Annotated in this window: 9 protein-coding genes and 1 pseudogene; 6 read left to right on the plus strand and 4 right to left on the minus strand. The window is 71.6% G+C overall.

From position 1 onward, the window contains the following. Together AOK11_RS34910 and AOK11_RS45765 are read right to left on the minus strand one after the other, a co-directional pair. On the minus strand, positions 1-967 hold a 967-nt coding region (locus AOK11_RS34910; RefSeq protein ID WP_055597668.1), incomplete at its 3' end, for a LacI family DNA-binding transcriptional regulator. A gap of 100 nt (positions 968-1,067) precedes the next feature. Further along, positions 1,068-1,964: an extracellular solute-binding protein gene (locus tag AOK11_RS45765; protein ID WP_079035275.1), complete on the minus strand. Its 897-nt coding sequence runs from the start codon at positions 1,962-1,964 to the stop codon at positions 1,068-1,070. Positions 1,965-2,089: 125 nt separating this feature from the next. Between AOK11_RS45765 and AOK11_RS34920 the strand changes: the two genes are divergently transcribed. The 4 genes and pseudogenes from AOK11_RS34920 to AOK11_RS45770 form a co-directional block, all read left to right on the plus strand. Next, positions 2,090-3,034 (plus strand): ROK family protein, encoded by a 945-nt coding sequence (locus tag AOK11_RS34920; protein WP_079035276.1) that lies wholly within the window; start codon positions 2,090-2,092, stop codon positions 3,032-3,034. After that, positions 3,034-4,254 carry an N-acetylglucosamine-6-phosphate deacetylase gene (nagA, locus tag AOK11_RS34925; protein ID WP_055597669.1) on the plus strand — a complete coding sequence of 407 codons (1,221 nt, stop codon included), beginning with the start codon at positions 3,034-3,036 and terminating at the stop codon, positions 4,252-4,254. Before AOK11_RS34920 ends, nagA begins: the two co-directional genes overlap by 1 nt. Positions 4,255-4,367: 113 nt before the next feature. Next, positions 4,368-5,297, plus strand: a complete 930-nt coding sequence (locus AOK11_RS34930) for a 1-phosphofructokinase family hexose kinase (protein ID WP_055597670.1) — start codon at positions 4,368-4,370, stop codon at positions 5,295-5,297. 167 nt (positions 5,298-5,464) lie between these two features. Further along, positions 5,465-5,582 (plus strand): annotated as a pseudogene (locus AOK11_RS45770) (transcriptional regulator); the annotation flags it as partial. Between the two features lie 76 nt (positions 5,583-5,658). On the opposite strand, the gene AOK11_RS34935 reads toward AOK11_RS45770, so the two are convergent. Together AOK11_RS34935 and cdgB are read right to left on the minus strand one after the other, a co-directional pair. Beyond that, a complete protein-coding gene (locus AOK11_RS34935) occupies positions 5,659-6,609 on the minus strand; it encodes a carbohydrate-binding protein (protein ID WP_055597671.1) in 951 nt (316 codons plus the stop codon). A 117-nt stretch (positions 6,610-6,726) separates the two neighbouring features. Beyond that, positions 6,727-8,412, minus strand: coding sequence for a diguanylate cyclase CdgB (gene cdgB / locus AOK11_RS34940; RefSeq protein ID WP_055597672.1), 1,686 nt, complete (start codon positions 8,410-8,412; stop codon positions 6,727-6,729). Between the two features lie 382 nt (positions 8,413-8,794). Here cdgB and AOK11_RS34945 point away from each other — a divergent pair, with 382 nt between their 5' ends. Together AOK11_RS34945 and AOK11_RS34950 are read left to right on the plus strand one after the other, a co-directional pair. After that, the gene (locus tag AOK11_RS34945; RefSeq protein ID WP_055597673.1) at positions 8,795-9,379 is read left to right on the plus strand and encodes a flavin reductase family protein; all 585 of its coding nucleotides are present in this window, start codon (positions 8,795-8,797) and stop codon (positions 9,377-9,379) included. A gap of 71 nt (positions 9,380-9,450) precedes the next feature. Continuing rightward, the gene (locus tag AOK11_RS34950) at positions 9,451-9,924 is read left to right on the plus strand and encodes a GNAT family N-acetyltransferase (protein ID WP_055597674.1); all 474 of its coding nucleotides are present in this window, start codon (positions 9,451-9,453) and stop codon (positions 9,922-9,924) included. Positions 9,925-9,948 lie beyond the last annotated feature (24 nt).

Below are 9,948 nucleotides of genomic sequence, written 5' to 3' on the forward strand. Positions count from 1 at the left end.
CTCTCCCGGCTCCACGACGCGGCTCCGGAGCCGCGTCGTGGAGCCGGGAGAGCACCGACTCGACGGCGAGACGGCCGATGGCGGCCTTGTCCGGTGACACGGAGGTCAGCGTCACCGCGCTGAAGCGCCCTTCGAGCACGTCGTCGAATCCGACGACCGCGATGTCCTCGGGAACCCGCAGACCACGCTCGTGGAGGACCCGCATCGCCCCGATGGCCATCGGGTCGTTGTAGGCGAACACCGCGTCGGGGCGCTCCCCGGCATCCAGGATGTGGGCCATCGCCGCGGCTCCGTCCGCGTGTCCCCAGCCGTCGGTGGCGGCGACCAGGCCCCCGTCGGCCGGGAGTCCGGCGGCGGTGAGCTCCTCGCGCCAGCCCTGCACGCGCAGTTGGGCGGGCTGGCTGCGCCCCCGACGCGCTCCGATGAACGCCACCCTCCGGCGGCCCAGCGAGACCAGGTGCCGGACGGCGGCACGCGCGGCGGCGACGTTGTCGATGGCGATGTGGTCGTACGGCAGGTCGTACTCCCGTTCGCCGAGCAGGACCAGCGGCACGGGTTCCGCGCGGTCCCGGAAGTCCTTGGCCTCCAGCTCGATCGGGCTGAGGATGAGTCCGTCGATGACTCTGGCCCGGAACCCCTGGCTGACCAGGATCTCCTGCTCGCGCCGGCCCCCGGTGTGGTCGAGCAGCACGATGTAGTCGTGCTCGGCCGCGGTGTCGATGACGGCGGCGGCGAGTTCGGCGAAGTAGGGGTTGCCCAGTTCGGGCAGGGCGAGCGCGATGATGCCCGTACGCCCCTTGCGCAGGTGGCGGGCGGCCAGGTTGGGCCGGTAGCCCAGAGCGTCGATGGACCTCTGGACACGCTCGCGCATGGCGGGGGTGACGTGCTGGTAGTTGTTCACCACGTTGGAGACGGTCTTGATGGAGACCCCCGCGTGCGCGGCGACGTCCTTGAGGCTGACCCGCACGGCAATCCCTTCGTGAGCGGCCCGAACCGGGGACCGGTGCAGATGCGGGTGCCGTCACCGTGAGCCGGGCGCCGAGCCGCCGGGCTCGAGTTTTACAACGTTATACATCCGTATCCGGGACACTGACAAGGTTATGAGCAGGGGCGTGTGACGAGCATCCTCGCGGTGGCGCCGAGGCGGCGTCCCTCCCCGGCGGCACCCTCGTGAACCGGGGCTCGTCCGCGACGGTCGCGCACTCGGCCCAGACGGTCTTGCCGGGGCCGATACGGCCGGTCACGCCCCAGAGTGTGGCGAGCGCGTCGACGAGGGCCAGGCCACGGCCGTGTTCCTCGTCCGCCGCGGCCGCCGTGGGGGCCGGAGGGTCGGGGTGGGTGTCGGACACCTCGATACGGATGACGCCCCGCACGTCGTCGCAGGCGAGGAACAGGGCGAAATCCCGTCCGGGCACACAGCCGTGGAGGGCGGCGTTCGCGGCGAGTTCGGCCCAGGTGGTGGGCGGGGTGAGGCCGGCGTCCTCGAACAGGGCCTTGTTGTAGAACAGCACGCGCGTGGAGGAGGCGAACGGCATGCCGTACTGGATGCCGCCGATCTGGCCCGCGGTGGCCAACTGCGCGACGAAGTCGGCCTGTACGGGGATGGAGAGCAGGTCGTCGGCCTTGTAGAGCAGTCCGTCGGCCGCGTAGTCGGCGTACGCCCCGATCTGGGCCATGTCCGGCGGGTCGCCCGCGTCGACCCTCTCCTTGACCTTGCGGTCGATGTCGTTCCAGGAGTGGACGGTGACGTCGATCCGCACGCCCGGGTGCGCGGCTTCGTACTCCTCCGTCAGGGCGGCCCAGTACTTCTTCGAGCTGTCGTCCACGCCGGTGCCGTAGTCGGCGGCGACCAGTTCCAGGGTGATGTCGGAGGAGCCTCCGCCGAGACCGCATCCGCCGAGGACCCCTGTCAGTCCCAGTGCGGATATCGCCGCGATCGTCCTTGCCAAGCTCCGCCGCTGCACTGCTTCTTGCCCCAACTCCGGCGCTCCGCGCCATCCGCTCCGAAAAGTTTCCGATAATCGGATCAAGGTCTACACCACGTAAGTGGACTAGACCTCTTGTGGGTCCCGGGGTCACACTGTCCCCCGTGGAACATGTCATCGCCCTCGACGTGGGCGGCACCGGGATGAAGGCCGCCCTGGTCGGAGCGGACGGCACGCTGCTGCACCGGGCCCGCCGGGCCACCGCGCGCGACCGCGGTCCGGACGCGGTCGCCGCCGGAATCCTGGACTTCGCCGCCGACCTCCGCGCCCACGGCGTCGAGCACCTCGGCGAGCCCGCGTCCGCCGCCGGCCTCGCCGTCCCCGGCATCGTCGACGAGACGCGGGGCGTCGCCGTCTACTCCGCCAACCTCGGCTGGCGCGACCTCCCGCTGCGCGCGCTGCTCGCGGAGCGGCTCGGCGGCATCCCGGTCGCCCTCGGCCACGACGTCCGCACCGGCGGGCTCGCCGAGGGCCGCATCGGGGCGGGCCGGGGCGCCGACCGGTTCCTGTTCGTGCCGCTGGGCACCGGCATCGCGGGCGCCATCGGCATCGACGGCCGGGTGGAGGCGGGCGCGCACGGTTTCGCGGGCGAGATCGGCCACATCGTCGTACGGCCCGGGGGCCTCCCCTGTCCGTGCGGTCAGCGCGGCTGCCTGGAGCGGTACGCGTCCGCGGCGGCGGTCGGCGAGGCGTGGGCGGCGGTCTGCGGCGAGGAGGGCGCGGACGCGGCCCACTGCGCCGGGGCCGTGGCCGCGGGCGACGTACGGGCCCGGAAGGTCTGGCAGGAGGCGGTCGAGGCGCTCGCCGACGGGCTGGTCACCGCGCTCACCCTGCTGGACCCCCGCACCCTGATCATCGGTGGCGGGCTGGCCGAGGCAGGAGAAACCTTGTTCACACCGCTGCGGGAGGCCGTCCGGCAGCGGATCACCTTCCAGAAACCGCCGTCCCTGGTCCCCGCGGCCCTCGGGGACACCGCCGGATGCCTGGGCGCGGGACTCCTCGCCCGGGATCTCCTCACCACCACTGACCCCTCGGAGGTAACCACCTGATGACCCCCACCAAGGTTCTCACCGGTGCCCGGGTGGTACTGCCCACCGGGACCGTGGACGACGGCCGTGTGACCGTGGAGGGCACCCGGATCGTCGCCACGGGCCCCGCGAACCTCTCCTCCGAGGCCCCCGCGAACGCCCCCTCCGACGTTCCCTCGAACACCTCCCCCGGCGCTCCCGGGAACGCCGTCGAGACGCTCGACCTGACCGGGCACTGGCTGGTGCCCGGCTTCGTCGACCTCCACAACCACGGCGGCGGCGGCGCGTCCTTCCCCTCCGGGACCGTCGACGAGGTCCTCAAGGGCATCCGCACCCACCGCCTGCACGGCACCACCACCCTGGTCGCCTCGACCGTCACCGGCGACATGGACGTCCTCGTCCGGCGCGCGGGCCTGCTGGCGGAGCTGGCCGAACAGGGCGACATCGCCGGCATCCACTTCGAGGGTCCGTTCATCTCTCCGTGCCGCAAAGGCGCGCACTCCGAGGAACTGCTGCGCGACCCCGACCCGGCGGAGGTCCGCAAACTGATCGACGCCGCCCACGGCCGGGCGAAGATGGTCACCCTCGCCACCGAACTGCCCGGCGGTCTCGACTCCGTACGCCTGCTGGCCGAACACGGCGTGATCGCGGCCGTCGGCCACACCGACGCGACGTACGAGCAGACCGTGGCGGCCATCGACGCGGGCGCCACGGTCGCCACCCACCTGTTCAACGCGATGCCGGCGCTCGGCCACCGCGCCCCCGGCCCGATCACCGCCCTGCTGGAGGACGAGCGGGTCACGGTCGAGCTGATCAACGACGGCACCCATCTGCACCCGGCCGCCCTCCAGTTGGCGTTCCACCATGCGGGCCCCGGCCGGGTGGCGTTCGTCACGGACGCGATGGACGCGGCCGGTTTCGGCGACGGCCGCTACCTGCTCGGCCCGCTGGAGGTCGAGGTCGCCGACGGTGTGGCCCGGCTGGTGGAGGGCGGCTCCATCGCGGGATCGACGCTCACTCTGGACCGCGCCCTCAAGCGGGCGGTGACCGTCGACGGCCTGCCCGTCGAGCACGCGGTCGCGGCCCTGTCCGCCAACCCGGCCCGGCTGCTGGGCATGGACGACAGGATCGGCTCCCTGGAACCCGGGAAGGACGCCGACCTGGTGGTCCTCGACGCGGACTTCACCCTCAAGGGCGTGATGCGCCGGGGTGAATGGGTGGTCGCTCCCCAACTGGGCTGATCCGTCCCCCCGGTCGGGTCCCCACCGGGCTGCGGGGGACCGACCGAGGGGTGGGCCGGCCGCCGTCTCTTTGGCATGATCGAGGACCGGCACGACGGAGGGAGGCCGGTCCGGTGATCCTCACCGTCACACTGAACACCGCTCTCGACATCACCTATCGCGTGCCCGCCCTGCGCCCGGGCGCCTCCCACCGGGTCACCGAGGTGACCGAACGCCCCGGCGGCAAGGGCGTCAACGTGGCCAGGGTGCTCGCCGCCCTGGGCCACGAGGTGACGGTCACCGGCTTCACCGGCGGCCTCACCGGACGGCTCCTGCGCGCGAGGCTCACCGCGACACCGGGCCTGACGGACGCACTGCTCCCGGTGTCCGGCACGACCCGGCGCACCGTGGCCGTGGTCGACGAACGCTCCGGCACCACCACCCAGCTCAACGAGCCCGGCCCGGCCGTCTCCCCCGCCGAGTGGCAGGCCTTCCAGGAGGTCTACGAGGATCTGCTGAAAGGCGTCTCGGCGGTGGCCCTGTGCGGCAGTCTGCCCCCGGGCGTCCCGGTCGGCGCCTACGCCGGGCTGGTCCGCACCGCCCGCGCCGCCAAGGTGCCCGTCCTCCTCGACACCAGCGGGTCACCGCTGCGCCGCGGGATCGCCGGACGCCCCGACATCCTCAAGCCGAACGCCGAGGAACTGGCCGAACTCACCGGCTCCCACGAGCCGTTGCGCGCCACCCAGGACGCCCGCCGACGCGGCGCCGGCGCGGTGGTCGCCTCCCTGGGCCCGGACGGGCTGCTCGCGGTGACTCCCGAGGGCCACTGGCGCGCCACACCACCGGCCCGCCTGCGCGGCAACCCCACCGGCGCCGGCGACTCCCTGGTCGCGGGCCTGCTGTCGGGCCTGGTGAAACACCTGCCGTGGCCGGACCGCCTCGCCCGAGCGGTCGCGTTGTCGGCGGCGACGGTACTGGCGCCGGTTGCGGGCGAGTTCGACCGGGAGGCTTACGAGGAACTGCTCGGGCGTGTGGTGATCACAAGGGAGGTCAGCGCGGCCTGAGGCATGCCCTGCGCAGGTGTCGAGGACCGCCCTTCGGGCGAGCGACCATCAGGCACTCACGGCCGCCGAGAGAGCCCGGCCGAACCGCGGCTGTTCCTCCGCCGGTCGCTGCTTGTCGCTTGCCGGATCGCAGGTCAGGGCATGTATACGACCCACACGAAGCCCTGGGGCACCCCGGCGACACCTCCGAAGCGGTCGCCGTCCGCGTCGCGCGGCTCCCGGTTCCTGTACGAGGGCGGCCACCGCTACGTCGTCCTCATGGAGGAATCTGTCCTGCGCCGCCGCATGCCCCGAAAAGCGAATCGGCGGCACCACTCTTTTCAGCCCTCTCCACCCCAAGCCGACCACAGTTTTCATGTCGTCAGCTTGGGGGCTCCTCCGTCAGCCAGAATTGATCGAGGTTCGCATTGCATTGGTTGCCCTCATTGCAGACGAGCTCGATCGTGTTCGTTCCCTTGTTGAGGTTCACGTTGGCCCAACTGGTCTGCCAGCCCTTCTCCCAGTCCCCCTCGGGCAGGTTGCCGAAGTTCTTCAAGCCGAACGGACGGGAGTCGGCTTTGCCGTTGACCACCAGCGTGGCATCGGCGTCCACGCCCGGAATGCCGTAGCGCACATACAGCCGATACCTTTCGGACTCCTTGATGCCGTCGACGGTCCAGGTGACCTTCGCGCCCACCTTGTTGAAGCCCGCCACATAGACCCCGCCCTCGGCCTTCGCGCCCTTGATCTCCGACGCCTGGACGGTCCCGCCGTCCAGGCGGAGCGCCTTCGCGTCGAGGGCCGGCAGCCCGGCCTCGTCGTCCGGCGCCTCCTCATTCGTCGCCGACGGACTGGGCTCACTGGTCTGGCTCTGGGTGGGGGACGCGTCGGCCTGGTTGCCGCTCTTGTCGTCCTTGTCGTCGTCGCCGCCGATCATGGCCACGCTGATGCCGATGACCACCGCGGCGACCACCGCGACGGCTCCGATGAGCAGGCCCTTGGTGTTCGGGCCGCGGCCCCGGCCACCGCCGCCATGACCACCACGGTTGCCCGGAAGCTGCGACGAGGCGGTGGGGGCGGCGCCGGGCAGCGTCTCCGGTGCCGCGTAGTTCGCGTTCGGCTGGCCGTACGTTCCCTGCTGCTTCGGCGCCTGCGCCGCGGGGCCCTGCTGGCCGTACTGACGCGTGCCGACCGGCCGCACCCGGTTGACCGAATTCGGGTAGCCGTAGCCGCCGGACGGCGGCTGGGCTCCGTTGGCCTGCCCGTCGGCGTAGAGGTAGCCGAACGGGTCGTCGTCCTCGGGCGTGCTCGCGCCGTTGCTGCCGGGCGTCATCCCTTGGTACTCCTAGCTGCGGATCGGATGCGGTACGGGTGCTGAGAAGGGCGAGCCTACCCGCTCCGGGTGACCCGAATGGGTGGCTCAGACCGCATCAGCGCACTGACCTGGGGTTCATCCCGCCCGCCGATGTTGTTTGGGACGAGATCGTTTCTCGATGTACATCCGCTCGTCGGCCGACTTCAGCACTTCGTCCGCCGTCAGGCCGCAGTGGGCCCATCCGATGCCGAAGCTGGCGCCGACCCGCACGGCCCGGCCCTCGGCCCGGATGGGCTGGATGATCTCGTTGCGCAGCCGTACGGCGAGGTCCTGGGCGTCGGCCCGGCCGAGCCCGTTGGCGAGGATCACGAACTCGTCGCCGCCGAGCCGGGCGACGGTGTCGCCGTCCCGGACGCCGTCGCCGAGCCGGCGGGCGACCTCGATGAGCACCGCGTCGCCCGCGTTGTGCCCGAACCGGTCGTTGATCGACTTGAAGCCGTCGAGGTCGCAGAAGAGCACCGCGAGGCCCTTGGCGCCGTCGTCGTGGTCCGCGTCGGGGGCGATGGCGTGCACATGGTGGTCGTATCCCTCGAACCCCTCGGCTTCGGGCGGGAAGTCGAAGTCGTGGCCGCGGTCGAAGGCGGGCGGGCCGTAGGCGGCGTCCTGGGAGCCGAAGGACTCGAAGGCGGCCATGGCTTCGTCCACGGCGGCGGGCAGCATCGACGGACGCTGCTGACACAGGCGGGCGGAGAGCCGGGCGCGCAGTTCCGCGGAGTTCGGCAGGCCGGTGAGGGAGTCGTGGGAGGCGCGGTGGGCGAGCTGCAGCTCGCGGCGCTTGCGCTCCTCGATGTCCTCGACGTGGGTGAGCAGGAAGCGCGGCCCGTCGGCCGCGTCGGCGACCACGGAGTTGCGCAGGGACACCCACACGTAGGTGCCGTCCCGGCGGGCCAGCCGCAGCTCGGCGCGGCCGCCCTCGGCGGAGGTCCGCAGCAGCGTGCCGATGTCCTCGGGGTGCACGAGGTCGGAGAAGGAGTAGCGGCGCATCGCGGAGGCGGGACGGCCGAGCAGCCGGCACAGCGCGTCGTTGGTCCGCAGGATGCGCCCGTGCTGGTCGCCGCCCATCTCCGCGACGGCCATGCCGGACGGGGCGTACTCGAAGGCCTGCCGGAAGCTCTCCTCGCTGGCGCGCAGGGCCTGCTGCTCGCGCTCCAGGCGGACCAGGGCGCGCTGCATGTTGGAGCGCAGCCGGGCGTTGCTGATCGCGATGGCGGCCTGGAAGGCGTACATCTGGAGCGCTTCGCGGCCCCAGGCGCCGGGCAGCCGGCCGTTGCGCGGGCGGTCCACGGAGAGCACGCCGACCAGTTCGCCGGCTCCGCCGCCCTGCGGGCCGGGGGCGTACATCGGGGCGAAGAGGCGGTCGGAGGGGTGCCACTCGTCCTCGAAGCGGGGAGCGGGCCCGTCCGTGTACCACTGCGGGACGTCGTCGTCGTCGAGGACCCAGCCCTCGGTGTGCGGTATGAAGATCAGGTCTCCCCAGGCCTCACCCATGGAGAGGCGGCGCTCCCAGGACTCGCGCGAGCCGACCCGGCCGGTGATGAGGGCTTCGGCGGCCGCGTTGCCCGACAGGGCGGCCACGACCAGGTCGCCGTCGGGACGCACGAGGTTGACGCAGGCCAGTTCGTACCCCAGGGCGTCGACGACGCCGTCGGCGACGGTCTGGAGGGTGTCGGCCAGGCTGCGGGCCGTGTTCATGTCGGCCATGCCCTGGTGCAGTTGCCGCAGGGAAGCAAGACGGACGTAGGGCTCCGACTCGGTCTCCATGCTCACCCTCCCCCCGGGACCTCGCAGCGAATCAAGCGTTCTCATCGGCGTATCGTCCTGGCAGTCTCTCCGCCACTGAATCACAGCGCGCTGCCCACTCGGTACACAGGGTCAACAATTATCGCCCCTTGTGACTCAAGTCACAACTAAACGTGAACAATTGAGAGACCTTTCCGCGGTTTCTCCGGTCATTCACCGGATCTGCCACATGCACGGCATGCGCGGCATGCGCCGCATGCGAATTCCGCACCCCTTCCACAGGGTTCGGTCCGTGGGTGCCGGCTCGCGCCCGTGGAGCGCGGGAGTCCGTCGCTGGTCCTAGGTCCCCGCTCGGGCGGAGGCCCGATGCGGTGCGTACGGAGCGGAGACTAGCGTTTCCGGTGTGCTGAACACTCCCGTACCCCCGTCCGCGATCACCGCCGTACCCGCCGCCCGGCATGCTGAGGGGGTGAGCAACGACGAGTTCCGCGCAGCCATGTCCCGTCTGGCCGCCGGTGTGGTCCTGGTGACGGCGAAGGAGCCGTCGCTGGACCCGGACGACCCGCGGGCGCCGGTCGGCGAGGACGTCGGCATGACCGCGACCGCGTTCCTGTCGGTGTCCCTGGACCCGCCGTTGGTGCTGGTCAGCCTGCGCGAGGGCTCCCGCATGGACGACCTGCTCGACGAGCAGCCGCTGTGGTCGGTGTCGGTCCTGTCCGAGAGCCAGCGGCACATCGCGGGCCGCTTCTCAATGAAGGGCCGGATCAGCGACCGCCTCCTCTTCGCGGACATCCCGTACGTGCGGGGCGAGTACAGCGGCGCCCCCCTGGTCGGCGGCTCCCTCGCCACCCTGGAGTGCCGCACCGAGCAGAGGGTGCCGGCCGGCGACCACACCCTGGTGATCGGCCGCGTCCTGACGGCGGACGTACCCAGCGCGGACGGCGGGCCGCTGACCTACTTCCGGGGCCGTTACCGGAACCTGGCCTGAGCCTTTCCCCGGCGCTCCACGCACCGGAAATCCCTTTTACCGAAAGGGAATTGCGTCCCTACGCTGCCCGAGTGAGAAAGAACACAACTCCCCGCCTCGAAGAGATCACCCCGAAAAACCTCGACGCCGCCCTCGGCATACGCGTCCGCCCCGACCAGGAGTTCGCGGTCACCCCGGTCGTGAAGTCCCTCGCCGAGGCATACGTCCACTCCGGCTCCGCCTGGCCTCGCCTGATCGTGGACGGTGACCGCGCGATCGGCTTCCTGATGGCCTTCCTCGACATCGACTGGCACGAGGACGGCGGCAGCGTCATCCGCTCGGGCCTGTGGCGGCTGAACATCGCGGCCGAGGAGCAGGGCAAGGGCTACGGCCGCTTCGCCGTGGAGTCGGTCGCCGCGGAGATCCGCGCCCGGGGCGGCAAGGAACTCCACGTCACCTGGCACCCCGGCGGGAACGGCCCGGAGAACTTTTATCTGGGCCTGGGCTTCCGCAGGAACGGCGAGGTCGTCGGGGAGGAAACGGTCGGAGTACTGGACCTGGCCTGACACCCGTCCGCCCCGTCCCCACGC

Origin of the sequence: Streptomyces hirsutus, assembly GCF_001418415.1 — a bacterium.
Lineage (GTDB): Bacteria > Actinomycetota > Actinomycetes > Streptomycetales > Streptomycetaceae > Streptomyces > Streptomyces hirsutus.

Coding starts and splice junctions, on each gene's coding strand:
- nagA (WP_055597669.1), top strand. CDS start 3,034: ATGACCCCCACCAAGGTTCTCACCGGTGCCCGGGTGGTACTGCCCACC.
- AOK11_RS34935 (WP_055597671.1), bottom strand. CDS start 6,609: ATGACGCCCGGCAGCAACGGCGCGAGCACGCCCGAGGACGACGACCCG.
- cdgB (WP_055597672.1), bottom strand. CDS start 8,412: ATGGAGACCGAGTCGGAGCCCTACGTCCGTCTTGCTTCCCTGCGGCAA.